We start from the raw sequence: 26,349 nt of genomic DNA, 5'->3' as shown, positions 1-26,349 counted from the left end.
GTCTGGTGGCATCCTATCCAGTGGCCCGGGTCACAGTGCCACCTGCGGTGTTCCGTGGACCATCTCGGGCGACGCCCGGCTCCCCACGGCGCTGTCGGTGCCGCGCCGTACTCTGGGCGCGTGCCTGCTGCGACCCCGACCACCCGCCCCGACCGGCCGCGTCCCGACACAAGCGTCGTACGCCGGGCCCGCAAGGTCGACCGGATCCTGGCCGAGACCTATCCCGACGCGCGCTGCGAGCTCGACTTCGACAACCCCTTCGAGCTGCTGGTCGTCACGGTGCTGTCGGCGCAGACCACCGACCGGCGGGTCAACACCGCCCGGCCCTCGATCTTCGCCGCCTACCCCGACGCCCACGCCATGGCCTCGGCCTCCCGCGAGCACCTCGAGCAGCTCCTCGGCCCGCTGGGGTTCTTCCGCGCCAAGACCGAGTCGCTGCTCAAGCTGAGCGCCGCGCTCGTGGAGGACCACGACGGGGAGGTGCCCGCGTCGCTCGACGAGCTCGTCAAGCTCCCCGGCGTCGGCCGCAAGACCGCCAACGTCGTGCTCGGCAACGCCTTCGGCATCCCCGGCATCACCGTCGACACCCACTTCGGCCGGCTCGTGCGCCGCCTGGGCTGGACCGAGGAGACCGACCCGGTGAAGGTCGAGCACGCCATCGGCGACCTGTTCCCCAAGCGCGACTGGACCATGCTGTCCCACCACCTGATCTGGCACGGCCGCCGCCGGTGCCACGCCAAGAAGCCGGCGTGCGGCGCGTGTCCCGTGGCGCGGCTGTGCCCGTCGTACGGCGTGGGGCCGACCGACCCGATCGCCGCAGCCGCGCTGGTCAAGACGCAGGGACCCGCGTGAGGCGCATCGCGGCCGCGCTGGCGGTCGTGGTGCTCCTGCTCGCCGGGTGCGACGACGCCCCCGCGAGGAAACCGCTCCCGCAGCCGCTGCCGACGCTGCAGCTGGACGCCTTCGACGCCGACAGCGAGCCCCTCGCGCTCGCCGACGTGCGCGGACCGACCGTCATCAACTTCTGGGCCTCGTGGTGCACGCCGTGCCGCGCCGAGCTGCCGGTCCTCGAGCAGTTCCACCAGCAGTACGCCGGCCGGGTCGACATGCTCGGCATCGACTTCCAGGACGGCCAGCCCGACAAGGCGGCCCAGCTGATCGAGCGGTCCGGGGTCACCTACCCCCTCTACGAGGACTTCGACGGCGACCTCAGTGGCCTGGCGCCGCTGCCGAAGCTCACCAGGCTGCCGTTCCTGGTGCTGGTCGACGATCAGGGCGAGGTCGTGCACCAGGAGTTCGTGGAGATCAAGACCGTGGCCCAGCTCGAGGCGCTGGTGGGCAAGCACCTCGGGGTCGACGGGTGACCGCGAAATCAGAGCCGTCAGGGCTGCCTGCCTGGCTGGACCCCATCGTCGAGGGCGCCGCCACCATCACGCTCCAGGAGCTCACCCGGTTCATGCCGCCCGACGACAACGAGCCCCGGCGCAGCGCCGTACTCATGCTCTTCGCCGACACCGATGCCGACGGCGAGGGCGAGCTGCTGCTCACCGAGCGCGCCCACCACATGCGTTCGCATCCCGGCCAGGTGTCGTTCCCCGGCGGCCGGATCGACCCTGGCGAGACGCCGCGCGAGGCGGCGCTCCGCGAGGCCGCCGAGGAGATCGGGCTGGACGCCGCCGGAGTGGAGATCTTCGCCGAGCTGCCGGAGCTCTGGCTGCCGCCGAGCAACTTCGCGGTGACCCCCGTACTCGGCTACTGGCGCCATCGCGGCCCGGTCGGCATCGCCAGCCCCGACGAGGTGCACGCGATCCACCACGTCCGCATCTCCGAGCTGCTCGACCCCGACAACCGCATCTCGGTGAAGCACCCGAGCGGCTGGGTCGGCCCCGCGTTCCTGATCGGGCCCCACCGCGACGTCATCCTCTGGGGCTTCACCGCCGGCATCATCGCCCGGCTCTTCGACCACCTCGGCTGGACCACCGAGTGGGACCAGACCCGGATGCGCGACGTTCCCGCGCACATGCTGCAGGGTGATCCCAGCCCCGCTGACCAGCGACGGCTGACGCAGGACGCCGAGCTCCGGGAGCGCGAGTGAACCTCCTCGACTGGCTGCTCGTCGGGCTCGCCGGCATCTACGCCCTGTCGGGCTACTGGCAGGGATTCGTCACCGGCGCCTTCGCGACCGCTGGGCTGCTGCTCGGTGGGCTGCTCGGCGTGTGGCTGGCACCCTTGGCCCTCGGCGACGCAGCACCGTCGCTGTGGGTCTCGCTGGCGGCGCTGTTCATCGTCATCCTCGCCGCCTCACTGGGGCAGGCTGTGCTGCAGTACGCCGGAGCACGCATCCGCGAGGCCATCACGTGGCAGCCGGTGCGCGCCCTCGACGCGATCGGTGGCGCGGCGCTCAGCGCGGTCGCCGTACTCCTCGTGGCGTGGGCACTCGGCGTCGCCATCTCCGGGTCGCGCATCGTGGGCGTGACCGCCCTGGTGCGCGACTCGACCGTGCTGTCGCGGGTCGACGAGACCCTGCCGGGGAGCGCCGACGGAGTGCTGCGAGCGTTCAACAACGTGGTCGGTACGACCTTCTTCCCCGACTATCTCGAGCCCTTCGCCCCCGAGCGCATCGTCGACGTGGGACCCGGGCCGAGGCGGCTGCTCACCGACCCCGACGTCACCGCGGCCCAGGCCGGCGTCCTCAAGGTGCACGGCACCAACTCCTGCGGCAACGGCATCGAGGGCACCGGCTTCATCTACGCCCCGGGCCGGCTGATGACCAATGCCCACGTGGTCGCCGGGGTCGACGAGCCCGACGTGCTGCTCGACGCCGGGCCGGAGCGGGCCGAGGTGGTCTACTACAACGAGGACCTCGACGTGGCGGTCCTCGCCTTCGACTCCGGTGGACTGCCCAACCTGGCCTTCGACCGTGAGGCGGAGTCCGGTGACGGGGTGGCGATCCTGGGCTACCCACAGGACGGGCCCTACGACGTACAGGTCGCGCGGGTGCGCTCCGAGCAGCGGCTGCGCTCGCCCGACATCTACGGCCACGGCACCGTCATCCGCCAGGTCTTCTCGTTGCGCGGGCTGGTGCGGCCGGGCAACTCCGGCGGACCCATCGTGACGTCAGACGGCCGCGTCGCTGGGGTCGTCTTCGCCGCCTCGGTCACCGACACGGAGACCGGCTACGCCCTCACCGCCGACGCGGTGGCAGAGAGCGCAGCCCGAGGGCTGACCGCGAGCACGACCGTCGACACGGGCGGCTGCGCGGGCTGAGTCTCACCTGTGGGTGAGGGCGCTCTTCGTCTCCTGAGCCTGGTGGATGGCCTTCTGGGGCGCCCTGACCTGCTTGACCTTGCGGATGCCCACGAACGCGAGCAGGCCGGCCACCAGCAGGTAGAAGCCGGTGACGATCAGGAACGCCCAGTGCAGGTCGAGCCCGGAGCCGTTCCAGTGGATGAGGTAGGCCAGCGCCACCGAGAACATGATGATCGCGAGCAGGCCGAGGAACGCCGCGCCCACGAACAGCCCGATGCCGGTGCCCCCGGCCTTGACGCTGACCTTCAGCTCCGACTTCGCGAGCTGAATCTCCTTCGAGATCAGCGTCGAGATGTCCCGACTTGCGTCGTGGACCAGTCGGCCGATGGTCGGATCGGTGTCCTTGACCGGTTCCATGTGACCCCTCGCGGTGCTCGTGTGTGCCTGTCGGGTGGCAGGGCTCCGACCCTACACAAGCGTCCGGGGCGTACGACGCGGCGTTCGGTAGTCTGACGCACAGGTGCGCCGGGAAGTCTGGTCGGCAGTACTGCCACCGACCCCTGAACACCCCTGGGAGCCCCCATCGTGAACCCCGGCACCGACCCCCACGACCCCTCCGAGCGCGGCTCCCGAAAGCGCCTCTTCCTGCCCAGCCTGGATCCGGGCGAGGACACATTCCTCGGTGACGTCTTCCGGCGGGAGACGGTCGGTGGGGCGGTGGCGCTGGTCGCGGCCGCGCTGGCGATCGTGTGGGCGAACTCGCCGTGGGGGTCGGCGTACCTCGACCTGCGGGCGGTGAAGATCGGCCCGCTCGATCTCGAGCACTGGGCGGCCGACGGTGCGCTGACGCTGTTCTTCTTCGTGGCCGGGCTGGAGCTCAAGCGCGAGTTCGTCGTCGGCTCGCTGCGCCGACCCGCTGACGCGGCGGTGCCGGTGGTCGCGGCAGCCTGCGGGGTCGCCGTACCCGCCCTGATCTACCTCGTGGTCAACCTCTCCAGCGCCGACGGTGCCCCGGGCGGCTGGGCGATCCCGGCGGCGACCGACATCGCCTTCGCGCTGGCCGTGCTGGCGGTCGTGGGCTCCAACCTGCCGACGTCGTTGCGGGCCTTCCTGCTGACGCTGGCGGTCGTCGACGACCTCATCGTCATCGTGATCATCGCCGTCTTCTACACCTCCACACTGCACGTCGAGGCGCTCGCGCTGGCCGCTGTCGCCTTCGCGCTGTGGGCCCTCGGGCAGCACTTCCGGATCGGCACCCCGGTGCTCTACGTGCCGCTCGCCGTGGCGGCGTGGTGGCTCACCCACGAGAGCGGCATCCACGCCACGATCGCCGGCGTCGTGCTCGGCCTGCTCACGCGGGTGCGGACCGACGCGGACGAGCTCCGCAGCCCCGCCGAGCGGCTCGAGCACCTTCTCTCGCCGACCTCGGCGGCGGTCGCCGTACCCTTCTTCGCGTTCATGTCGGCGGGCGTCGTGGTCTCCGGTGCAGTCGGCGACCTGGCGTCGTCGCCGGTGGTGATCGGGGTCGTCCTCGGACTGGTGGTCGGCAAGCCCATCGGGGTGTTCGGCGGCACGTGGGTGCTGACCAGGTTCACCCGGGCCGAGCTCAACGGCGACCTGGCCTGGCGCGACCTCGTCGGGGTGGCCGTGCTGGCCGGGGTGGGGTTCACCGTGTCGCTGCTCGTCGCCGACCTCTCGTTCGCGGGCGAGATGCGGGAGCAGGCGAAGACCGCCGTACTCGCCGGCTCGCTGGTGTCAGCGGTCGCCGGCGCGCTCGTCCTCGGGCACCGGGACCGGTTCCACTTCACGCCGTAGCCGAGGTTCGTGGGCGAGTCCTGGGGTTCGTGGCGTTTGCGATGCGCACTAACCCCAGGAGTCACCGGATATCCGGTGACTCCGGAAAGGACGCGCGCTACTCCTCGTCCGCCGCCCCCGACCCTTCCTTCTCCTGGATCAGGTCCATGACCGTGGAGTCGGCCAGGGTGGTGACGTCGCCGACCTCGCGGTGCTCGGCGATGTCCTTGAGCAGCCGGCGCATGATCTTGCCCGAGCGGGTCTTGGGCAGCTCGGGGACGATCATGATCTGTCGGGGCTTGGCGATCGCACCGATCTCCTTGGCGACGTGCTTGCGAAGCTCCTCCACGATGTCGGCGCCGCCGTCACCGGCCGACTCGCGCAGGATCACGAACGCACACACCGCCTGGCCGGTCATGTCGTCGGCAGCGCCCACCACGGCCGCCTCGGCGACCTTCGGGTGCGACACGAGCGCCGACTCGATCTCGGTGGTGGAGAGCCGGTGGCCGCTGACGTTCATCACGTCGTCGACGCGGCCGAGCACCCAGATGTCGCCGTCGGAGTCCTTCTTGGCGCCGTCGCCGGCGAAGTACAGCCCCTCCCAGCGCGACCAGTAGGTCTCCTTGAACCGCTCGTCGTCGCCCCACAGGGTGCGCAGCATCGCGGGCCACGGCTCCCTGAGCACGAGGTAGCCCCCCGACCCGTCGGGCACCGGCTCGGCGTTGTCGTCGACGACGTCGGCCACGATCCCCGGCAGCGCCTTCATCGCCGAGCCCGGCTTGCCGTGCGTGACCCCGGGCAGCGGCGAGATCATGATCTGGCCGGTCTCGGTCTGCCACCAGGTGTCGACGACCGGGGTCGTGCCGTTGCCGATGGTCTCGCGGTACCAGATGTAGGCCTCGGGGTTGATCGGCTCGCCGACCGATCCCAGGAGGCGCACCGACGACAGGTCGAACTGGTCGGGGATCTCGGCGCCCTGCTTCATGAAAGTCCGGATCGCGGTGGGGGCGGTGTAGAAGATCGTCACGCCGTGCTGCTGGATTATCTCCCACCAGCGGCCCTTGTGGGGTGAGTCCGGCGTGCCCTCGAACATCACCTGCGTCGCGCCGTTGGCGAGCGGGCCGTAGACCATGTAGGAGTGCCCGGTCACCCAGCCGACGTCGGCGGTGCACCAGAAGACGTCGGTCTCCGGCTTGAGGTCGAAGACCGCCCAGTGCGTGTACGACGTCCCGGTGAGGTAGCCGCCGGTGGTGTGCAGGATGCCCTTGGGCTTGCCGGTCGTGCCGGAGGTGTACATGACGTAGAGCGGGTGCTCGGAGTCGTGCAGCTCGGGCTCGTGCTCGGCCGAGGCGGAGTCGACGACGTCGTGCCACCAGACGTCGCGCCCGTCGTCCCACTCGACGTCCTGGCCGGTACGGCGTACGACGAGCACCTTCTCCACGATGTCGGTCTTGGTGCACGCCTCGTCGACCGCCGGCTTGAGCGCCGACGGTGCGCCCCGGCGGTAGCCGCCGTCGGCGGTGATGATCACCTTGGCGCCGCAGTCGTCGACGCGGGAGGCCAGGGCGTCGGCGGAGAAGCCGCCGAAGACGACGGTGTGCGGGGCGCCGAGACGCGCGCAGGCCAGCATCGCGACGACCGTCTCGGGGATCATCGGCATGTAGATCGCGACCCGGTCGCCCTTGGCGACGCCGAGGTCGGTGAGCGCGTTGGCGGCCTTGCTGACCTCGTCCTTGAGGTCGGCGTACGTCAGGTCGCGGGTGTCGTCGGCCGGCTCGCCCACCCAGTGGATGGCCACCTTGTCGCCGTGGCCGGCCTCGACGTGCCGGTCGACGCAGTTGTACGCCGCGTTGAGGGTGCCGCCCACGAACCACTTCGCGAAGGGCGGGTCGTCCCAGTCGAGCACGCGCTCCCACTTCTGGCCCCAGTCGAGCCGCTCGGCGGCCTCGGCCCAGAAGGCCTCCATGTCGGCGGCGGCGCGGTCGTAGGCCTCCTCCTTCACGTTGGCGTCGGCCGCCAGGGCCTTGGGCGGCGGGAAGCGCCGGTCTTCTTTCAGCAGGTTGGAGAGAGTCTCGTCAGCCATGGCCGTGAACTTACTCCTCGGTGGTTGCCTCGGGGTCGGGGTGACGTCGAGCCGGGTCGTCCGCCGGGGGCGTCGAGATGACGGCGCTCCCCGGGCGGACGACCGGCTCAGTGGATCACCGCGCTCTCGGCACCGGCGCCCGTCAGGGACCGGACCTCCAGCTCGTCGTACGCCGCCTCCGACTCGGTCTCCTTCGACAGCACCGTGCCCAGCCAGCCGAAGAAGAAGCCCGCCGGGATCGAGATGATGCCGGGGTTCGCGAGCGGGAACCACGACCAGTCGGCGTCGGTGAACAGCGCGGTCTCCGAGCCGGACACGACCGGCGAGGAGGCGACCAGCACCAGGCAGGTGATGAGTCCGCCGTAGATCGCCCACGTGGCGCCCTGGGTGTTGAACCGCCGCCAGAAGAGGTTGTAGATGATCGACGGCAGGTTGGCCGACGCCGCGACCGCGAACGCGAGAGCCACCAGGAACGCGATGTTGAGCTTCTGTGCGGGAATGGCCAGCGCGATCGCGATGCCACCGATGACGAACGCGGAGATCCGCGCCACCTTGACCTCGTCGACCTCGCTGGCCGTGCCCTTCTTGACCACGTTGGCGTAGAGGTCGTGCGCCACCGACGAGGCCGAGGTGAGGGTGAGTCCCGCCACCACGGCCAGGATGGTCGCGAACGCGACCGCCGAGATCAGGGCGAGCAGCACGGCGCCGCCCGTCGTACCCTCGCCGCCGCCGACGGCCTCGGCCAGCAACGGCGACGCCAGGTTGCCGCCGCTGGTGGCGACCTCGCTCTCCGGGCCGGTGTCGAGCAGGGCCGCGGCACCGAAGCCGAGGGCCAGGGTCATCAGGTAGAACGAGCCGATCAGGCCGATCGCCCACATGACCGACGTGCGGGCCGCCTTCGCGGTCGGCACGGTGTAGAAGCGGATCAGGATGTGCGGCAGCCCGGCGGTGCCGAGGACCAGCGCGATGCCGAGCGAGATGAAGTCGAGCTTGCTGGTCAGGTCGATGCCGTACTTCAGTCCGGGCTGCAGGAAGGCGTCACCCTTGCCGGTGTTGGTCGCGGCCGCGCCGAGCAGCTCCGAGAGGTTGAAGTCGAACTCCGCCAGCACGAGGATCGTGATGAGCAGCGTGCCCACCATGAGCAGGACCGCCTTGACGATCTGGACCCAGGTGGTGCCCTTCATGCCGCCGACGGTGACGTAGAAGATCATCAGCAGGCCGACGCCGACGATCACCAGCGCCTTGGGCAGGTCGCCCTCGATGCCGAGCAGCAGCGTCACCAGGGCGCCGGCGCCGACCATCTGGGCGAGCAGGTAGAAGATCGAGACGACCACCGTGGAGGTGGCGGCTGCCGTGCGGACGGGCCGTTGCTTCATCCGGTAGGCGAGCTGGTCGGCCATCGTGTACCGCCCCGAGTTGCGCAGCAGCTCGGCGACGAGCAGCAGCGCGACGAGCCAGGCGACCAGGAAGCCGATGGAGTAGAGGAAGCCGTCGTAGCCGTTGAGGGCGATGAGTCCCGAGATGCCGAGGAACGACGCGGCGGACATGTAGTCGCCGGAGACGGCCATGCCGTTCTGGAAGCCGCTGAACTGGCGGCCGCCGGCGTAGAAGTCGGCCGTGCCGGACGTCTGGCGACTGGCCCAGAAGGTGATGCCGACGGTGATCGCGACGACGAGGAGGAAGAGGGCCGCCGTGAGGATCTCGGTGTTGGTCATGACGTGGCTCCCTTGTCACGCCGCAGCTGGGCGTCGTAGCGCTCCGTGAGGGAGCGGGCGAGTGGGTCGACGTGGCGGTTCATGTGCCGGGCGTAGAGCCAGGCGATGACGAAGGTCGACGCGAACTGAAGCAGCCCGAACACCAGCGCGACGTTGATGTTGCCGATGAGCTTGGTGTTCATGAAGTCGTTCGCCCAGTTCGACATCACGACGTAGAGCAAGTACCAGACCAGGAACGCGATGGTGGCGGGGATGACGAAGGAGCGGTACCTGCTGCGCAGCTCCGCGAAGTCGTCGGAGTCGTGCAGCTCGGCATAGACGGGGTGCTCTGAGCGTCGGTGGACGCCGTCGCCGTTGGCCGTGGGGCCGGCATTGGGTTGGTCGGACACGGGAGCCTCCTGGAGGTGTGATCGTCGTCACCGTCGCACCGGTCGGCCGCCGGGGCGAGAGGCGCGGTGGAGTACGTCGCCCGGTGGGGGTCGTGAATCGGCCAGCGGTCGGTATGGCGCGACGAGCGGTCGCCGTACGGCGAGCCTCGCGGGGGTTCCTTGCGCTTAGCGGGGGTTGCAACGGGCACGAACCCCAGGAGTCACCGGATATCCGGTGACTCCAGCCAGTCCCCTCACCCCCGATCCAGCGACACCGCCTCCGGCGTGTGCAGGCGCACCATGAACCGGCCGGCGTGGGGCGGCGCGGTGTCGCGGGTGGCCAGGCTGACGACGACCATCGTGGCGACCGCGGCGGGCACGCTCCACGCCGCCGGCTGTCCGAGGAGTACGGCGGCCCAGCCGCTGGTCTCGCTCGTGCCGAGGGTCCAGACGACCCCGACGCCGGACCCCAGTCCGCCGACCGCGAGGCCGGCGAGGGCACCGCGCGGGGTGAGCCCCCGCCACCAGATGCCCAGCACGAGCAGCGGGCAGAAGGTCGACGCCGACACGGCGAAGGCCAGCCCGACGGCTCGGGCGACGCCGACGCCCGGCGCGGTCAGCGCCAGCACGCACGGCACGGTCACGGCGATGATCGCCCCGAGCCGGAAGGCCGTCACCCCGCCCAGCCGGCGCTCCCCGAAGCGACGGCCCGTGACGTCCTGGCCGAGCACGCCCGCCACCGCGATGGCCAGGCCCGACGAGGTGGAGAGGAAGGCGGCGAAGGCGCCGGCCGTGACGAGGCCGGTCAGCAGCTCGCCCCCGACCCCGGGCACCATCAGCCGCGGCAGCTCGAGCACCAGTGCGTCGGACCGGCCCGAGGCGGCGATCTGCGGCGCGTAGACGCGGCCGAGGGCGCCGTACACCGGCGGCAGCAGGTAGAAGATGCCCAGCAGGGCGAGCACCGCGAGGGTGGTCCGGCGGGCGGCGCGGCCGTCGGGGTTCGTGTAGAAGCGCACGACCACGTGCGGCAGGCCCATCGTGCCCAGGAACGTCGCGATGATGAGCGAGTAGGTGACGTAGAGCCCCTCCGCGCCGCCGTTGCCGAGGGGGAGCGACCAGACGTCGGCGCCGCCCGGGGCGCCGTCGCTGCGAGGACGCGGGGCGCCGTCGCCGAGCCAGATCGACAGCAGCACGAACGCCGGGATGAGCAGCGCGGTCAGCTTGAGCCAGTACTGGAAGGCCTGCACGAAGGTGATGCTGCGCATCCCGCCCGACGTCACGTTGGCGACGACCACCAGCCCGACGATCACCGGCCCGAGCCAGGTCGGCGCGCCGGTGGCGGCACTCAGCGTGAGGCCGGCGCCCTGGAACTGCGGCATCAGGTAGAGCCAGCCGATCGCCACCACGAGCACGGAGCAGACCGCCCGGACAGACTGGGAGCCGAGCCGCGCCTCGGCGAAGTCGGGCAGCGTGTAGGCGCCCGAGCGGCGCAGCGGCGCGGCCACCAGCACGAGCAGCACGAGGTAGCCGGCCGTCCAGCCCACGGGGTACCACAGCATGTCTGCGCCGAAGACGAGCACGAGCCCGGCGACGCCGAGGAACGACGCGGCCGAGAGGTACTCCCCGCCGATGGCCGACGCGTTGAGCCCCGGCCGCACCGTGCGGGACGCGACGAGGAAGTCGCTGGTGGTGCGCGAGAAGCGCAGGCCCCAGGTGCCGATGGCCAGCGTCGCGATGGTGACGGCCGTGACGGCGACGATCCCGGGCAGCGCGTTCATCTCTCGATCTCCTCGACCAGCGCCGCGAAGTCGCGTTCGTTGGCCTCCGCCGCGCCGACGTAGCGCCAGCCCAGCACCACGAGCCACGGGTAGACGAGGAAGCCGATCAGCAACCACGACAGCGGGATCCCCACCAGCCGGACGCCGGCCAGCGCCGGGAACAGGTGGAAGGCCAGCGGGAGGCTGCCGACCGTGACCGCGAGCAGCGTGAGGATCCGCACCGCCAGCCAGCCCTGCTCGCGCAGCAGCGAACCCATGTAGATCGCGCCGACGCGGGTGCCCGCGTCGATCTCGCCGGTGCCGGCCCGCCGTGGGTGGGTACGACGCCGCGCCGGCCCGGTGACCCGGACCCGCTCGGGTGGCGGCTCGCTCACGGCGTACGCCGGGTGAGGAGCTCGCGGAGCTCGCGGGTGTGGCGACGGCTGACCACCAGCTCGTGGGAGGTCGCCCCCTCACCGACCACCACGCTCGCGCGGCCCTGCTCCATGCGCAGCTCGCGCACGTGGGCCAGGGCCACCAGCAGCGAGCGGTGGATGCGCACGAAGCCGGCGGCCCCCCACTCCTGCTCGAGCGTCGTGAGCGGGGTGCGCACGAGGTGGGAGCCGGCGGCGGTGTGCAGCCGCGCGTAGTCGCCCTGCGCCTCCACGTGCGTGATGTCGGAGCGGTCGATGAAGCGGGTCACGCCGCCCCGCTCGACGGCGATCGACGTGTCGTCGGCCGGGGGCGGGTGCCGGCCGCCCTCGACCACGCGGCGCACGGCTTCGGCGAGACGCTCCTCGCGCACCGGCTTGAGGACGTAGTCGACCGCGTCGAGCTCGAAGGCGTCGACCGCGTGCCCTTCGTGGGCGGTGACGAAGACGATCGGCGGCGGCTCCTTGAAGCGCGACAGAACCTGGGCCAGGTCGAGGCCTGAGAGCCCGGGCATCGAGATGTCGAGGAAGACCGCGTCGACCGTGGTCTCGCGCAGGATCCGCAGCGCCTCGGTCGCCGAGTCGCAGGTGAGTACGCCACCGATGCGGGGGTCGCGCTGGAGCAGGAAAGCGAGCTCGTCGAGGGCCGGCCTCTCGTCGTCGATGACGAGGACGCGCAGCGGACCCGTGGTGGCGCTCATGCGTGCACCCCCGGTGCGAACTTCGGCACCCGCACGATGACCTTCGTGCCGGCGCCGCGCGCGGTCTCGACGACCAGACCGTAGTCGTCGCCGAAGGCGTTGCGCAGCCGCGCGTCCACGTTGCCCAGGCCGACGGAGTCGAGCGCGGCGTCCCCGGCGAGCGCGCGCCGTACCTTGTCCGGGTCCTCGCCCACCCCGTTGTCCTCGACCTCGATGACGCAGTCCTGGCCCATGTCGCGGGCCACGATGCGGAGCCGGCCGACGTCGCCCCCGTCGGACGTCGTGCCCTCGAGGCCGTGGCGTACGGCGTTCTCGACGAGCGGCTGGACGCACAGGAAGGGCACCGCCACGGGCAGCACCTCGGGCGCGATGCGCAGCGTCACCTCGAGCCGCTCGCCGAAGCGGGCCTGCTCGAGCATGAGGTAGCGCTCGACCGAGCGGAGCTCCTCGGCCAGCGTCGTGAAGTCGCCGTGCGAGCGGAAGGAGTAGCGGGTGAAGTCGGCGAACTCCAGCAGCAGCTCGCGCGCCCGGTCGGGGTCGGTGCGCACGAAGCTGGCGATCGCCCCGAGGGAGTTGTAGATGAAGTGCGGGCTGATCTGGGCCCGCAGCGCGCGCACCTCCGCCTCCATCAGCCGGGTGCGCGAGGCGTCGAGCTCGGCCAGCTCGAGCTGGCCGGACACCCAGACCGCGACCTCGTGGGTGGCGCGCACCAGGCTGCCGGTCGGGTACGGCGCCAGCGCGATCAGGGTGCCCACCACCCGGTCCTCGACGGTGAGCTGGGTCGCCACCGCGTGCCGCACCTGGCAGCCGGGGATCTCGCAGCCGAGGTCGGCGACCCGGGCGGTGTCCTGCTCGAGCGCCGACGCCACCAGGTCGGGCACCTGCTTCTCGTGGTGGCTGCCGACGCCGTCCCACGCCAGGAGCGCGGCGGTGTCGGTGAGGGCGAGGGCCGGGGCGTCGAGCAGGGCCCGCAGGTGCGGGACGGCGCGCTCTGCGCTGGCGGCGGTGAGCCCTTCCCGCAGCGCCGGCGCGGCCAGCCCAGCGGTGTGCAGGGTGTGGAACGTCGCGCGGTCGGAGTCGGTGCCCAGATGGGTACGACGCCAGCTGCGGGGGCTCATGGGAGGACGGTACCCATGAGCCCGCCCGCAGTCGGTGCGTCAGAGCTCGCAGCTCTTGCGCTTCTCCGCGCGGCACTTGTCCTTGCTCTTGCGACCGTCGGCCCGGTCCTTGCCCTTGGCGCCGTTCAGCTTGTCCTTGCCACTCGTGCCGATCACGGTGTCGTGGCCGCGACCGCCGATGAACGCAGCGCTCGGCGTGCACGCCAGGCCACCCGAGGCGCCCTCGATGTAGTCCTTGCCCTTGACGCCCTTGCCCACCAGGTGGCACCCGCGGAGCAGCAGCCGGTTGGCAAGGGGGCTGCCCTTCGCGGTCGCGCTCAGCGCGGTGATCGTGGCGTTCTGGAAGTTCACCACCGCAGCCTCGCCGACGGTGCTGGGGACGCCGACGTCGAAGCGGGCGCGGGTCAGGTCCACCGACAGCGTGCTCCCGGGGGACGACGCCACGAACGTGTTGGACCCCAGGCCGCCGTCGTACACGCTGCCGACCGCGGTCTCCGGGTCGATGGTGAGGCTGTCGTCGCCGCCGGCCAGGGAGACCGAGGCCGCGGCGTGCGGCGTGAGCGTCGCCGGGTCGGAGATGTCGAGCATCTCGCTGGCGTCGCTGCCGATGAACTGGAACGTGCCCTCGGTGGGGATCAGGTCGAACTTCTCCATCGAGGTCCAGTTGAGGACGTTGCGGTCACCACGGCGGCCGACGCCGTTGGTGTTGTTGAGCACCCAGTCGCCCTTGCCGGACAGGTCGAAGTAGACGAGGTCGTTTCCGGTGCCGCCGGCCACGGCGCCCGCCCGGAGCGCCTCGCTGCCCTTGAAGTCGATGACGTCGTCGCCGTCGCCCAGGTCGACGGTGTCGCCGTTGGGCTCGTGCGGCGAGCCGCTGAGGACGATGTCGTTGCCGCCGTAGGTCAAGATGATGTCGGCGTCGTCGTCGCGCCCACCGCCGGGGTTGGTGCCCACGGTGTCCTGGCCGGTGCCGCCGAAGAAGCGGTCCTCGCCCTGGCCGAGGTACGCCGCGACCGCCGCGCCCCCCGAGCCGACGGCGTCGACCGTGTCCGTGCCGACCCCGGTGTCGACGTACGGCGTCCCGTTGGTGACGCAGACCAGGTCGTCGCCGACGAGGGAGCTGACGACACTGGCGCCGTTGCTGACGATGACGTCGCGGTCCGCGGTGCCGGTGAGCGGCAGGCCGGGCGTGCCGACGAGCGTGGCCTCGATGCCACGGCACGTCTCGGCCTTCGCCTCGGCGACCCCGGCGACACCCAGGGAGGCGACCAGCAGCGTTCCGGCGCCGCAGCCCGCGGCGATCCGGCTGAGCGTTGACTTCTTCATGGTTTCCCCTTGCCCGTACGGGATGCGCGCGTGTGCGGCACCTCGTCACCTTGCCACGGAACGCGGGTCCGATGCGACCGCCGTCGTGGTGCCGCCACCGCGTTACATGTGCGGGGTTACCTGTGTGGGCTACAGGTGCGGGCGGGCTACCGGAAGTCGATGAGCAGCATGTCCGTGTCGGTGCCGTCGGACGTGAACGGCCCGATGCTGGACCCCTCGTCGGCGGAGGTCGTCTCCGACGGCCCTCGGCCGGGGATGCCGTGGTCGAGCACCTGGGCGCGGAAGCACCGGGCGACGTACGGCAGCTGCATGCCGTCCATGCCGCGGCCGAAGTCCTCGTAGAACGCCCGGACCTCGGCGATCTTGGCCGCGCGTTCCGCCTCACCGAGCACCGCGATCCGGGAGTGGGAGGCGGCCAGGTCGACGATCGACTCGCGGTTGATGTCCTGCCAGTGCCGGAACTCCGCCTCGTCGACGAAGCCGAAGAGACCCGACGACTTCACGGGGGCGGCCGGGTCCTCCTGGTGCTGGTCGCCGATGATGTCCTCGAGGCGGCGTACCCACGGGATCTTCCGGTAGGTCTCGTTCCAGACCACGGCCAGGTGCCCGCCCGACTTGAGCACGCGCGCGAGCTCCGGCAGGGCCTTCTCGAGGTCGAACCAATGGAACGACTGCCCGCACACGACGACGTCGACCGACCTATCGGGCACGGGCAGGTCCTCGGCGCCGGCGACGGACGTGCGTACGTCGGGCAGGCGGTCGGCCAGCACCGCCAGCATGGCCTCGTCCGGATCGGTCGCGTGCACGTCGTGCCCCTGCCCGACGAGGAGCGCGGTGAGCTTGCCGGTGCCGGCGCCCACCTCGAGGACGGAGCGACCCGGGCCGTTGGTCAGCCACTGCCCGGCCTCCGCGGGGTAGCCGGGCCGGCCACGGTCGTAGGCGCGCGCGACGGCGCCGAAGGAACGAGCCTGCTCTTGGTCGGTCATCACCTGCAGGCTACTAGCGTGGCGGCGTGACCACCGCCACCACCGACCCGCTCGCCTGGCTGACGACGCTCGAGGGCGTGCCCTCGTCGTACGCCGCGGTGCGCGACGGCATCGACGCGCTGCTGCGCGACCGGGGGCTGCGGCGTACGTCGCCGGAGATGACCGCCGAGTCGCTGCTGCGCGGTGCGCACGCCTCCGCCGTGCTGGAGGGGTCTACGTCCTCGCTCGAGGAGGTGCGCGGCGGCACCGGCGACGGGGTGGCGGCCGACTCGGTGCGGCTGTCGTCGGAGCTGCTCGGCCTCGCGCCGTCGCTGGCGCGGTCGCCGCTGCAGGCCCTGGCGCGCATCCATGCACTGGCCGCACGAGGATCCGTCCCCGACGAGGCTCTGGGGCGTCCGCGCGACCCAGCGTCTGCCGACCGGCTGCGCGCGCTGTCCCAGCTACTGCTCGCGCCCACCGGCGCGCCCGCGCTGCTGGTGGCGGCGATCGTGCACGCCGACATCGCCTCGGCAGCTCCCTTCGCCTCCCACAACGGACTCGTGGCCCGGGCTGCCGAGCGGCTCGTCCTGGTCGCGCGCGGCGTCGACGAGAAGTCGCTGGTGGTGCCGGAGGCCGGGCACCTGGCCCTGCGGGCGGAGTACGAGTCCAACCTGATCGGCTACCGCGACGGCGGGCAGCGCGGCGTGCACGCCTGGGTGCTGTACGCCGCGGAGGCCTACGCGGCCGGTGCCGACGCGAGCCCGCTGCACGGGTAGCCGCCGGTCGAGGTGCGAGCGAAACGAGCCTCGAAACGAGGCTCTTGCCAAGTCGACCCGGCGACGGTTGGGTGAGCGGATGCGCACACTCCTCGGGACGCTCGCCGCCCTCACGATGGCCGTCGTCCCCCTCACCGCCGCCGCTGCTGCCGAGCCGAAGCCGGGGTCCGACGAGCCCAGCCACCACAACCTGGGCTGGAAGCGGGTCGACGTCGACACCGACCAGGGCCTGCGCGGCCTGGACGCCGTGTCCGGCAAGGTCGCCTGGGTCACGGGCAGCGAAGGCGGGGTCTGGCGCACGGTCGACGGCGGCACGTCGTGGAAGGACGTCACGCCCGCCGCGCAGACGCTGATGCTCCGCGACGTCGAGGCGACGTCGAAGAAGGAGGCCCTCGTGCTGGCGATCGGCCCGGGCGAGGAGTCGCAGATCCTGCGCACCGACGACGGTGGCGAGTCCTGGGCCACGACGTTCGTCAACGACGAGCCGGCCGCGTTCTACGACTGCATGGCGATGTTCCCCAACGGCCGCGACGGCCTGGCGCTCAGCGACCCGGTCGACGGCCAGCTGCGGCTCATCCGCACCCGCGACGGCGGCCGCAGCTGGAGCCGGGTCGGCGGGGCGGGGCTGCCGAAGCCGGTCGCGGACGAGTTCTACTTCGCCGCGAGCGGCACCTGCCTGGTCACCTCCGGCGACCGCGACGCCTGGATCGTCAGCGGCGGCGGCGCAGCACGGGTCCTGCACTCCACCGACCGCGGCCGCACCTGGAAGGCCGCGGACTCGACGCTCGCCCCGGGCGCCGCAGCCGGCGTCTTCTCCATCGCCGTGCGTGACGACGACCAGGCGGTGCTCGTCGGCGGCGACTTCGAGCAGGAGACCGACGGCGCCGACCGGTCGGCGTACCTGTCGAAGAAGGGGAAGTGGGTCAACGGCGGCGACCTGGCGGGCTACCGCTCCGGCGTCGCCTGGCTGCCCGGCACCCGCGGCACCGCCGTGGCGGTCGGCCCCTCGGGCAGCGACGTGACCCGCGACGGCGGCCGCACGTGGAAGGCGTTCTCCGCGGCCGACTTCGACTCGGTGCAGTGCGCCGATCCCGCCCCGGTCGAGGGGACCCGGCTCTCCTGTTGGGCGTCCGGGGCCGAGGGTGCCGTGGGCCGGCTGAAGGTCAGGATGCGCTGACCTTCTCGGGCTCCCTGGCAGCCTGGGGCGCCTCCTCGCGGAAGCCGTGCCGGTCCCACCAGCGGCGCATCGGCGCGGGCGCCCACCAGTTCCAGTCACCCAGCAGCTTCATGGTGGCCGGCACCAGCAGCGCCCGGACGATGGTGGCGTCGATGAGCAGCGCCACCAGCATGCCGACCCCGATCATCTTCATGAAGACGATGCCGGAGGTGCCGAACGCGCCGATCACCACGGCCAGCAGCAGCGCCGCGCTGGTGATGATCCGGCCCGTCTTCTGGACGCCGATCGCCACCGCCCGGGTGTTGTCGTGGGTGCGGTCCCACTCCTCACGCACCCGGGACAGCAGGAACACCTCGTAGTCCATCGACAGCCCGAAGAGGATCGCCAGCATCAGGATCGGCTGGGTCGCGTCGAGGAAGCCGCTGGACGTGAAGCCCAGGAGGCCCTCGAGGTGGCCGTCGGCGAAGATCCAGGTGACGATGCCGAAGGACGCGGTGATCGAGAGCGCGTTCATCAGCACGGCCTTCACGGGCAGCACCACCGAGCCGAAGGCCAGGAAGAGCAGCACCAGCATCACGCCGACGACGATGAGGCCCATCCACGGCAGGTGGCTGCCGACGGAGTCGAGCAGGTCGACGGTGTCGGCCGTCAGCCCCCCGACCATCAGGGACGCGCCTTGGGCGTCGATCGCCCGCAGGTCCTCGACGACCTGCTGGGACCTCTCCGACTGGCTGTTGCCCTCCCAGGTCGCACGCAGCAGGGTGACGTCGCCGGCGGTCTCGACGAGACGTACGTCGACCACGCCGGGCACCGCTTCCGCGGCTGCCGCCACCTCCGCGACCGCGGCATCGCCGCCGCCGCGGACCAGCAGGCTCGCGGTCGACCGCTCGGCCCCGAAGTCGTCGTTCAGCTTCTGCGCCGCCACGTGGGCGGGGGCGTCGTCCGGGAGGACCCGGTAGTCGACGCTGCCCCACGTGACTCCCAAGAAGGGCGAGGCGGTGGCCAGCAGGGCGATCACGATCACCGACAGGTAGACCACGGGTCGCCGCATCACGCTGTGCGCCAGGGCCGCCCAGGCACCGTGGTCGCTCTCGACGACGACGGGACGGTGCCTGCGCCACGGCAGCCGGCCCGCGTCGATGCGCCGGCCGAGCAGCCGCAGGGTCGCCGGCAGGATGGTGAGCGCCGCCAGCATCGCGACCACGACGGCCGCGATGCCGCCGTACCCGAGCGAGCGCAGGAAGCTCTGCGGGAACACCAGCAGGCTCGACATCGCGGCGGCCACGGTCAGGCCGGAGAACAGCACCGTGCGGCCGGCCGTGCGCATGGTCGTGGTGACCGCCTTGGCGGCGGCGTCCGGGTCGTCCAGGGGGAGCTTGCCCAGCTCCTCCCGGAAGCGGCTGATGACGAACAGGGCGTAGTCGATCGCCAGGCCCATGCCCAGCAGGGTGATCACGTTGATGGAGAAGACGGAGACGTCGGTGACGCCGGTGATGACTCGGACCACGGCGAGGGCGCCGACGACGGCCACGGCCCCGACCATCATCGGCATGAGGGCCGCGACCACGCTGCCGAAGATGAGCAGGGACAGGAGCAGGACGATCGGCATGGACACCGCTTCGGCGCGGGCCAGGTCCTCCGAGACGGTGGTGTTGACGTCGCCGTAGACCGCCCACGAGCCCGCGACGTCGGTCTCCAGGTCGCCGTCGGCCACGAGGTGAGGACGCAGCTCGTCGTAGTTGCCGGACATCTCGTCCTGGGTCTCGCCGGCCATCGAGATCAGCACCTGCGCGGCGTGCCCGTCGCGGCTGACCATCGACGGATCCTGGGCGGTCCAGTAGTCGGTCACGGAGACGGTCAGGCCGTCGGGCAGCCCGGCCAGCACGTCCTCGACCTCCCCGCGGAAGGCCGGGTCGGTCGCCGTCAGGTCGTCGCTGGAGTAGATCGCGACCACGTCGATCGAGCGGTTGCCGAACGTCTCCCGCTCCAGGGCCAGCTCCCGGGCCGCTTCGCTGCCGGGGTCGTCGAAGCCGCCGTCGGTCAGCGAGTCGAAGACCCCGACGCCGTACCCGCCCGCAGCGAGCACGACGGCGACGCCGGTCAGGAGGACGAGTCGGGCGTGGTGCGCCACGAAGGCGGCCCAGCGGTGGATCATCGGAGCTCCTGCGGTGAGGGGGTATCACGAATGTTTACAGCGTTTAGAGTAAACGCTGTAAAGTACAGTTCCGTCAACCTCGGACCGAAGGAACCTCGTGACCGCCTCCCCCACCCGCCGCGATCGCCAGCGCCAGGCGACCCTCGACGAGATCGTGACGACGGCCCGCGACCTGCTCGCCGCATCGCACGACGTGTCCCTGCGCTCGGTCGCCCAGCGGATGGGCCTCACCGCGCCCGCGCTCTACCGCTACGTGTCGTCGTACGACGAGCTGATGCGGCTGGTGGCGATCGGGCTCGACAGGCTGATGACCGAGGAGGTGCTCGCCCCCGCCCGCGACAGCCAGCCCGATGACGACCCGGCCGCCCAGCTCACCTGCGCCGCGATCGCGTTTCGCGAGTGGGCGCTGACCCGCAAGCAGGAGTTCGGCGTGGTCTTCGCCAACCTCGACGTGGTGTCGGTCTGCTCCGACCCGGCGCTCGCGCCGACCCTGCAGACCGAGGCACCGTCCGGCATCCTGTTCACCGACCTGCTCACCCGGATCTGGCAGAAGTACCAGTTCCCCATCCCCTCGATGGACTCCCTCGATCCGGAGCTGGTCGAGGTGCTGCGCAACCCGGCGATCCCGGCGAGGATCGACGAGATCCCCGACGAGTACCGAGGCCTGATCTGGGTGTTCATGCGGTCCTGGTCCGCCCTCTACGGCACCGTCACGCTGGAGGTCTTCGGCCATCTCGACCCCAGGATCATCGAGTCCGGGGCACTGTTCCGGGAGATGTTCGAGGACCAGGCGGTCCTCCTCGGCATGGAGGCCGACCTGCCGCGCCTGCGGATCCTGGCAACGGAGACAATGGGCCGGTGAGCGCGTCCACCGTCGGGCCGGCCGACATCGAGCAAGCAGCCGGCCGCATCGCCGGCCACGTCCGCCGCACTCCCGTGGTGGAGGCGTCGCCGGGCGTCGTACTCAAGCTGGAGATGCTGCAGCACGCCGGCTCCTTCAAGCCGCGCGGGGCGTTCAACACCGTGCTGGCCCAGGCCGAGAGGCCGCAGCGGCTGGTGGCCGCGTCGGGGGGCAACCACGGTCTCGCCGTGGCGCACGTCGGGGCGGCGCTGGGCATCCCGACGGACGTGTTCGTGCCTGACATCGCGTCCCCCTTGAAGGTCGCGGCGATCCGCGGCCGCGGCGCGACGGTGCACCAGGACGGCGCCAACTACGCCGCCGCGTTCGAGCTCTCCGCCGAGCTGGCCGCGGCCCCGGGCGCCCTGGCGATCCATGCCTACGACGCGCCCGCGACCGTGGCCGGTCAGGGCACGCTCGCCCTCGAGCTGGAGGACCAGGACCCGGATCTCGACCTCGTGGTCGTCGCGGTCGGTGGCGGCGGCCTGCTCGGCGGCATCGCCGGGTGGTACGCAAGTCGCGTGCCGGTCCTGGCCGTCGAGCCGGAGGGCTGCCCGGCCTTCCACGACGCTCTTGCAGCCGGCCGACCGGTGCTCGCGCCGGTGGGCGGCGTCGCCGCCGACGCGCTCGGCGCCTCCCAGGTGGGGCAATGGGGGTTCGCCACCGCGGTGGCCGCCGGCGTGACGTCGGTGCTGGTCTCCGACGAGGCGATCACCCGGGCCCGCCACGAGCTGTGGGCGACGCACCGGATCGCGACGGAGCCTGCCGGCGCTGCGGCGTACGCCGCGATCAGCTCGGGCGCCGTGGAGGTCGCCGGACGTCGGGTGGGTGTCGTGGTGTGCGGCGGGAACGCCTCGCCGGCGGACCTCTGACGTGCTGGGGACGTGCGAACGGCACCCGATCCACGTGGGTCCGGGTGCCGCCGCTGACACGTGACGTCGATGGCTACCAAGCGTGCAACATCTAACTGCTGTCCCGGGGAATTCCCGGTGACACGCGCCCTGTAGGAAGGGTAGATCGCCGCGTGGGTACCCGAATCACGTGTGGGTTTCTCTTTAGTTCTTCCTCAGTTGTACGCCGCTTCGCCAACCCGAACAAGGCTTGACATTCACTGGTCTGGAGGGGTCAGGCGGAGTCCTTGCGACGACGCGCCGAGGCCCACAGGTACCCGCCCATCGCCACCGCGCCACCGACGGCGAGCGCGGCCAGCGCGGGCTTCGCAGGCGGCATCGGCATCCGCGCGCGCAGCGCGACCGGCTTGGTGAAGACGAGCACCGGCCACCCCCGCGAGACGGCGATGCGGCGCAGCTCCTTGTCGGGGTTGACGGCGTGCGGGTGGCCGACGGCCTCGAGCATGTGGACGTCGGTGACCGAGTCGCTGTAGCCGTAGCAGCGGGCCAGGTCGTAGCCGCGGGCCGCCGCGAGCTCCTCGATCGCGCGGGCCTTCTCCTCGGCGTACGCGTAGTAGGCGATGCCTCCGGTGTACCTGCCGTCCTCGATCTCCATCCGGGTCGCGATGACGTGGTCGGCGCCGAGCAGCTCTCCGATGGGGCCGACGACCTCCGCCCCGCTGGTGGAGACGATGACGACGTCCCTGCCGGCGAGATGGTGCTCCTCGATCAGGCTCACCGCCTCGTCGTAGACGAGGGGGTCGACGATGTTGTGCAGCGTCTCGGCCACGATCTCGCGGACCGTCGCGACGTCCCAGCCGGCGCACAGCTGCGACATGAACTGCCGCATCTTCTCCATCTGGTCGTGGTCGGCGCCGCCGACGAGGTACACGAACTGGGCGTACGCCGACCGCAGCACGGCGCGCCGGGAGATCAGGCCGCCGGCCTGGAAGGGCTTGCTGAACGCCAGGGTGCTCGACTTGGCGATGATCGTCTTGTCGAGGTCGAAGAACGCAGCTTCCCGGTGCGGGTCCACAGGGGGTTGGCCGGGCATGGCCCTCATCGTAGGGCGCCGGGCGTAATGCGATCCGGCGTTTGGGATGACTGCGCGAGCCGCAAGCCGTCCACAGGCACGGCGTCTCGGACGTCGTCCACAGGTCGCACCCGACCCGGCTCGTCCCGTCCGCGGTGCTCGGCAGGGTGTCGGCATGAACCCGCCACGTCCCGCCCCGCCGCTCTTCGTCACTGCCGATCAGGCGCTGCTCGACGTCCTGCAGCCCCTCGCTGCCGGCGCCGGCGTCGCGCCCAGGGTGGTGCCGGACGTCGCCGGCGCGCTGCGCGCCTGGGCCGCGCCGTCCCTCGTGGTGGTCGGTGCCGACCTGGCCGACGAGCTCGCCGCAGCCGGTCCGGCGCGCCGCGACGCCGTCGTCGTCGCCGTCCAGCGCGATGAGTGGGGCCAGGTGCCGGCCCAGCTCTTCCGGTCCGCGGTGGAGATCGGCGCGACCAAGGTGGTCGAGCTCCCCGACTCGGCGGGCTGGCTGGCCGACGAGCTCGCCGACCTGGCCGACCCCCAGGCGGGCAGGGGAGTGGTGATCGGTGTCCTCGGCGGCTCAGGCGGCGCGGGCGCGACCACGCTGGCCTGTGCCCTGGGGCAGGCGGCCGGCCGGGTCGGCGGCCCTGCGCTGGTGGTCGACGCCGACGCCCGCGGCCCCGGCGTCGACCGGGTGCTGGGCCTCGACGACCTCGGCGGCATCCGCTGGGGCGACATCCGGGCGAGCGCCGGGAGGCTGAGCGCGTCGTCGTTGCGCGAGGCGGTGCCACGCCGGGCCGGCGTCGGTGCCCTGACCTGGCTCGCGGGCGACGCCGCCGAGCTGCACCCGCCTGCGGTCCGCGAGGCCATCGCCGCGGGTCAGCGCGGGCACGGAGCGGTCCTCGTCGACCTGCCGCGCGGGACCACCGGCTGGGTCGAGGAGGTGGTCAGCCGGTGCGACCTGCTGGTGGTCGTCGTCCGGCCGTCGCTGGCGGGTGTGGCCAGCGCTGCCCGGGTGGTGGCCGAGCAGCCCAGGGAAGCACGAGCCGTCCTGGTCCTGCGCCGGGTGCCGCGCGCGATCCCCGCTGCCGAGGTAGGAGCCGCCGTCGGTCTCCCGGTGGTGTGCGAGATGGCCGACCAGCGCGGCGTCGACGAGTCGGTGGAGCTGGGCCTCGGTCCGCTCAGGTCGGCGCGCGGACCGCTCTTCCGGACCGCGGCGGATCTGCTCCAGGAGGCCTCGGCGCCGGGGCTGGCGGCATGAGCGACGTCGAGCTGGTGCGCGACCGGCTGGCGCGTGAGCCGGGTGAGCTGACACCCCACCGGGTGGCGGCCGCGCTGCGCGCAGCCGGGCGCCCGGTGGGTGACCTCACCGTGCGCACCGTGCACGAGACGCTGCGTCGCGAGCTGCTCGGCGCCGGGCCTCTCGAGCCGCTGCTCCGCGACGACGACGTCACCGACGTGCTCGTCAACGGTCCCGACGCCGTCTACGTCGACCGGGGCGAGGGTCTCCAGCTCTCGCGGGTGCGGTTCCCCGGCGAGGCCGACGTACGCCGCCTCGCCCAGCGGCTGGCTGCCTCAGGAGGTCGCCGCCTCGACGACGCGAGCCCGTGCTGCGACGTGCGACTGGCCGACGGCACGCGCTTCCATGCGGTGCTGTCACCGGTGGCGCGGCCCGGCACGTTGATCTCGCTGCGGGTGCCCCGGGTGCGGCCGTTCACCCTCGACGAGCTGGTCGACTCCGGGTCGCTCAGCGACATCGGTGCCCGGCTGCTGCGCGACGTCGTCGCGCGGCGACTCGCCTTCCTGGTCAGCGGCGGGACGGGGTCGGGCAAGACCACCATGCTGGCGACGATGCTGGCGCTGGTGCCGCCCTCCGAGCGCCTGGTCCTGGTCGAGGACGCCAGTGAGCTGCGGCCGGACCATCCGCACGTCGTCGCTCTCGAGTCACGCCCGCCCAATGTCGAAGGTGCCGGCGGCATCGACCTGAGGCTGCTGGTGCGCCAGGCGCTGCGGATGCGTCCCGACCGTCTCGTGGTGGGCGAGGTCCGGGGCGGCGAGGTCGTCGAGCTGCTCGCCGCCCTCAACACCGGGCACGAAGGCGGGTGCGGCACTCTGCACGCCAACGCCGCCACCCTGGTGCCGGCGCGGGTCGAGGCGCTGGCCCTCGCTGCGGGGCTTGGCCGGGCGGCCGCGCACAGCCAGTTCGCCTCGGCCCTCGACGTCGTGATGCATGTGGCTCGGGGACCCGACGGTCGACGCCGGCTCGCCCAGGTCGCGGTGCCGCGGGTACGTGATGACGGGTTCGTGACGATGGTGCCGGTGGCCGACTTCCCGGCGGCGGGTGGCCCACGGTGGGGTGCGGGCGCCGACCTGCTCGCCGATCGGCTGGCGGCGTGACCGGATGGGCGGCTGCCGTGCCGGCCGCCGTGCTGGCCGGCCTCGCCGCCGCGCTCCTCGTGCGCCCGACCGCGTCGCGCGGGGGGCTCCTACCCGTGCGACCGCTGGCAGCGGCCCTCGTTGTGGGAGCCGTGGCGTCGCTGCGCCCGGACCCACGACACCTCGTGCTGCCGGTCGTGGGTGCGGCTGCCGTGGGGTTCGGCGTGCTGCTGGTGCGACGACGGCGGCGGCGTCGCGAGGCTCGGCAGCGAGCGATCCGGCTGCTCGAGGCCTGCGACGTGCTCTCCTCCGAGCTGACCGCAGGACAGCCACCAGGGGCGGGGCTCGTTCGCGCGGTCCGCGTCTGGCCGGGCCTCGCCCCGGTCCTCCGCAGCCACGACCTCGGCGCCGACGTGCCCCACGCCTGGCGGGCGCTGGCCCGGCAGCCCGGCGCCCACGATGCCCTGCTCGTCGCAGCCGCCTGGCAGGTGTCCCACCGATCCGGAGTGGGGTTGGGAGAGGCCCTGGGCCGGGTGGCCGCCGGTCTCCGGGCCGGCGGAGCCACCCGCCGCGTCGTCGAGTCGGAGCTCGCCTCTGCTCGCGCGACGGCGCGGCTCCTCGCTGCCCTGCCTCTGCTGGCCCTGCTGGTGGGCGGGGGTGCGGTGCCCGGCTCGTCACCGTGGGCCTTCCTGCTCGGCACCCCCGTCGGGCTGGGCTGCCTCAGCGCCGGACTCGGCCTCGGCCTCACCGGCCTGTGGTGGATCGAGGCGATCGCCGACGATGTGGAGCGACGGTGCTGACCGCGCTGGCGGTGCTGCTGGCGGGCGGTGCCTGTGCGCTCGGCCAGCGGTGGGAGAGACCCGTCCCGCGCGCCGCGCCGGCGAAGCCCCTCGTCGGGGCCCCACCGCGTCGTAGCGGTCGGCTGCTGCGGGTCGTCTGGTCGCTGTGCGCCGGACTCGGGGCGTGGACGTTCCTCGGCGGCCCGACCGGGCTCGTGGCGGGTCTGGCAGCCGCCGTCGTCGCCTGGGTCGTGCTCGCGCGCGCCGAGCCCGCCGTCGTACGCCGCCGGCGCGAGCTGGCGCGGCGCCAGCTGCCTCATCTGGTCGGCCTGCTCGTCGGGCCCCTGCGCGCCGGCGCCGCCACCGAGGAGGCGATGGCCATCGTCTGCGCCGCACTGCCCGGCCCGGCCGCCGACCGGTTCGACGACGTACGCCGACGACTCCGCTGGGGCACCGACCCGGTGGTCGTGTGGGAGGAGCTCGCCACGGACCCCGAGCTCGGGCTCCTCGGTCGCACGCTGGCCCGGGCGCACGAGTCGGGGGCATCGGTCAGCGAGGCGATCGAGGGGCTGGCCGACGAGCTGGCCGAGGCCGGTCGGGCCGACGCGGAGGACCGTGCCCGGCAGGTCGGCGTGCGCGCCGCCGTGCCCCTGGGGCTGTGCCTGCTGCCGGCGTTCCTGCTGCTCGGCATCGTGCCGCTCGTCGCCGGCCTGCTCGCCTCCATCGGAGCGCCCGGTGGCTGAACGAGCCCGCCCAGCGGG

At 72.3% G+C, this 26,349-nt stretch carries 25 protein-coding genes; 13 read left to right on the top strand and 12 right to left on the bottom strand.

From position 1 onward, the window contains the following. Window positions 1–120: 120 nt before the first annotated feature. From nth to ACP7BP_RS04475, 4 genes are read left to right on the top strand one after another with little or no spacing between them, the layout of a single operon-like run. Window positions 121–852 (top strand): endonuclease III, encoded by a 732-nt coding sequence (gene nth, locus ACP7BP_RS04490; protein WP_426242891.1) that lies wholly within the window; start codon window positions 121–123, stop codon window positions 850–852. Then, on the top strand, window positions 849–1,364 hold the full coding sequence (locus tag ACP7BP_RS04485) for a TlpA family protein disulfide reductase (RefSeq protein ID WP_426242890.1): 516 nt from the start codon (window positions 849–851) through the stop codon (window positions 1,362–1,364). The genes nth and ACP7BP_RS04485 overlap by 4 nt, the downstream gene beginning before the upstream one ends. Continuing rightward, the gene (locus ACP7BP_RS04480; RefSeq protein WP_426242888.1) at window positions 1,361–2,095 is read left to right on the top strand and encodes an NUDIX hydrolase; all 735 of its coding nucleotides are present in this window, start codon (window positions 1,361–1,363) and stop codon (window positions 2,093–2,095) included. The genes ACP7BP_RS04485 and ACP7BP_RS04480 overlap by 4 nt, the downstream gene beginning before the upstream one ends. Continuing rightward, entirely contained in the window at window positions 2,092–3,267 is a 1,176-nt protein-coding gene (locus tag ACP7BP_RS04475) for a MarP family serine protease (protein ID WP_426242886.1), read from the top strand. Before ACP7BP_RS04480 ends, ACP7BP_RS04475 begins: the two co-directional genes overlap by 4 nt. Before the next feature lie 3 nt (window positions 3,268–3,270). Here the strand turns inward: ACP7BP_RS04475 and ACP7BP_RS04470 are convergent, their stop codons facing one another. Next, a complete protein-coding gene (locus ACP7BP_RS04470; RefSeq protein ID WP_426242884.1) occupies window positions 3,271–3,666 on the bottom strand; it encodes a phage holin family protein in 396 nt (131 codons plus the stop codon). A 168-nt stretch (window positions 3,667–3,834) separates the two neighbouring features. On the opposite strand from ACP7BP_RS04470, the gene nhaA reads away from it, so the two are divergent. Continuing rightward, window positions 3,835–5,064, top strand: a complete 1,230-nt coding sequence (nhaA, locus tag ACP7BP_RS04465; protein WP_426242882.1) for a Na+/H+ antiporter NhaA — start codon at window positions 3,835–3,837, stop codon at window positions 5,062–5,064. A gap of 97 nt (window positions 5,065–5,161) precedes the next feature. Here the strand turns inward: nhaA and acs are convergent, their stop codons facing one another. The 9 genes from acs to ACP7BP_RS04420 form a co-directional block, all read right to left on the bottom strand. Further along, the gene (gene acs / locus ACP7BP_RS04460; protein ID WP_426242881.1) at window positions 5,162–7,126 is read right to left on the bottom strand and encodes an acetate--CoA ligase; all 1,965 of its coding nucleotides are present in this window, start codon (window positions 7,124–7,126) and stop codon (window positions 5,162–5,164) included. 107 nt (window positions 7,127–7,233) lie between these two features. Beyond that, entirely contained in the window at window positions 7,234–8,841 is a 1,608-nt protein-coding gene (locus ACP7BP_RS04455) for a solute symporter family protein (protein ID WP_426242879.1), read from the bottom strand. Next, window positions 8,838–9,230: a DUF485 domain-containing protein gene (locus ACP7BP_RS04450; protein ID WP_426242877.1), complete on the bottom strand. Its 393-nt coding sequence runs from the start codon at window positions 9,228–9,230 to the stop codon at window positions 8,838–8,840. Before ACP7BP_RS04450 ends, ACP7BP_RS04455 begins: the two co-directional genes overlap by 4 nt. 233 nt (window positions 9,231–9,463) lie before the next feature. Beyond that, window positions 9,464–10,987 carry a cation acetate symporter gene (locus tag ACP7BP_RS04445; RefSeq protein WP_426242875.1) on the bottom strand — a complete coding sequence of 508 codons (1,524 nt, stop codon included), beginning with the start codon at window positions 10,985–10,987 and terminating at the stop codon, window positions 9,464–9,466. After that, the gene (locus tag ACP7BP_RS04440; RefSeq protein WP_426242874.1) at window positions 10,984–11,361 is read right to left on the bottom strand and encodes a hypothetical protein; all 378 of its coding nucleotides are present in this window, start codon (window positions 11,359–11,361) and stop codon (window positions 10,984–10,986) included. Before ACP7BP_RS04440 ends, ACP7BP_RS04445 begins: the two co-directional genes overlap by 4 nt. Then, entirely contained in the window at window positions 11,358–12,098 is a 741-nt protein-coding gene (locus tag ACP7BP_RS04435) for a LytR/AlgR family response regulator transcription factor (RefSeq protein WP_426242872.1), read from the bottom strand. The genes ACP7BP_RS04440 and ACP7BP_RS04435 overlap by 4 nt, the downstream gene beginning before the upstream one ends. Continuing rightward, the gene (locus ACP7BP_RS04430) at window positions 12,095–13,216 is read right to left on the bottom strand and encodes a sensor histidine kinase (RefSeq protein WP_426242870.1); all 1,122 of its coding nucleotides are present in this window, start codon (window positions 13,214–13,216) and stop codon (window positions 12,095–12,097) included. Before ACP7BP_RS04430 ends, ACP7BP_RS04435 begins: the two co-directional genes overlap by 4 nt. A gap of 39 nt (window positions 13,217–13,255) precedes the next feature. After that, window positions 13,256–14,542, bottom strand: coding sequence for a hypothetical protein (locus tag ACP7BP_RS04425; RefSeq protein ID WP_426242868.1), 1,287 nt, complete (start codon window positions 14,540–14,542; stop codon window positions 13,256–13,258). Between the two features lie 146 nt (window positions 14,543–14,688). Beyond that, window positions 14,689–15,528 carry a class I SAM-dependent methyltransferase gene (locus ACP7BP_RS04420; protein ID WP_426242866.1) on the bottom strand — a complete coding sequence of 280 codons (840 nt, stop codon included), beginning with the start codon at window positions 15,526–15,528 and terminating at the stop codon, window positions 14,689–14,691. Window positions 15,529–15,554: 26 nt separating this feature from the next. Between ACP7BP_RS04420 and ACP7BP_RS04415 the strand changes: the two genes are divergently transcribed. Beyond that, window positions 15,555–16,283, top strand: coding sequence for an oxidoreductase (locus tag ACP7BP_RS04415; protein WP_426242864.1), 729 nt, complete (start codon window positions 15,555–15,557; stop codon window positions 16,281–16,283). A gap of 79 nt (window positions 16,284–16,362) precedes the next feature. Further along, entirely contained in the window at window positions 16,363–17,460 is a 1,098-nt protein-coding gene (locus ACP7BP_RS04410) for a WD40/YVTN/BNR-like repeat-containing protein (protein ID WP_426242863.1), read from the top strand. Here ACP7BP_RS04410 and ACP7BP_RS04405 read toward each other — a convergent pair. Continuing rightward, on the bottom strand, window positions 17,447–19,615 hold the full coding sequence (locus tag ACP7BP_RS04405; protein WP_426242861.1) for an MMPL family transporter: 2,169 nt from the start codon (window positions 19,613–19,615) through the stop codon (window positions 17,447–17,449). The two genes, ACP7BP_RS04410 and ACP7BP_RS04405, sit on opposite strands and share 14 nt — an antisense overlap. 97 nt (window positions 19,616–19,712) lie before the next feature. On the opposite strand from ACP7BP_RS04405, the gene ACP7BP_RS04400 reads away from it, so the two are divergent. Further along, window positions 19,713–20,477: a TetR/AcrR family transcriptional regulator gene (locus tag ACP7BP_RS04400; RefSeq protein ID WP_426242859.1), complete on the top strand. Its 765-nt coding sequence runs from the start codon at window positions 19,713–19,715 to the stop codon at window positions 20,475–20,477. Next, window positions 20,474–21,385, top strand: coding sequence for a serine/threonine dehydratase (locus ACP7BP_RS04395; protein WP_426242857.1), 912 nt, complete (start codon window positions 20,474–20,476; stop codon window positions 21,383–21,385). The genes ACP7BP_RS04400 and ACP7BP_RS04395 overlap by 4 nt, the downstream gene beginning before the upstream one ends. Before the next feature lie 253 nt (window positions 21,386–21,638). Here the strand turns inward: ACP7BP_RS04395 and ACP7BP_RS04390 are convergent, their stop codons facing one another. Further along, complete coding sequence (locus tag ACP7BP_RS04390; protein ID WP_426242855.1) at window positions 21,639–22,466, bottom strand: HAD family hydrolase; 828 nt, start codon at window positions 22,464–22,466, stop codon at window positions 21,639–21,641. A 145-nt stretch (window positions 22,467–22,611) separates the two neighbouring features. On the opposite strand from ACP7BP_RS04390, the gene ssd reads away from it, so the two are divergent. The 4 genes from ssd to ACP7BP_RS04370 are packed head-to-tail and all read left to right on the top strand — an operon-like array spanning window position 22,612 to window position 26,331. Continuing rightward, a complete protein-coding gene (gene ssd, locus ACP7BP_RS04385) occupies window positions 22,612–23,694 on the top strand; it encodes a septum site-determining protein Ssd (RefSeq protein ID WP_426242853.1) in 1,083 nt (360 codons plus the stop codon). Further along, window positions 23,691–24,830, top strand: a complete 1,140-nt coding sequence (locus ACP7BP_RS04380; RefSeq protein ID WP_426242851.1) for a TadA family conjugal transfer-associated ATPase — start codon at window positions 23,691–23,693, stop codon at window positions 24,828–24,830. Before ssd ends, ACP7BP_RS04380 begins: the two co-directional genes overlap by 4 nt. Next, on the top strand, window positions 24,827–25,609 hold the full coding sequence (locus ACP7BP_RS04375) for a type II secretion system F family protein (RefSeq protein WP_426242849.1): 783 nt from the start codon (window positions 24,827–24,829) through the stop codon (window positions 25,607–25,609). The genes ACP7BP_RS04380 and ACP7BP_RS04375 overlap by 4 nt, the downstream gene beginning before the upstream one ends. After that, on the top strand, window positions 25,603–26,331 hold the full coding sequence (locus tag ACP7BP_RS04370) for a type II secretion system F family protein (RefSeq protein WP_426242847.1): 729 nt from the start codon (window positions 25,603–25,605) through the stop codon (window positions 26,329–26,331). The genes ACP7BP_RS04375 and ACP7BP_RS04370 overlap by 7 nt, the downstream gene beginning before the upstream one ends. The last annotated feature ends 18 nt before the right edge of the window (window positions 26,332–26,349 follow it).

Source organism: Nocardioides sp. LHG3406-4 (assembly GCF_049897745.1).
In the GTDB taxonomy this organism is placed as follows: Bacteria; Actinomycetota; Actinomycetes; order Propionibacteriales; family Nocardioidaceae; genus Nocardioides.
This window is presented reverse-complemented; position numbering and strand designations above follow the sequence as displayed.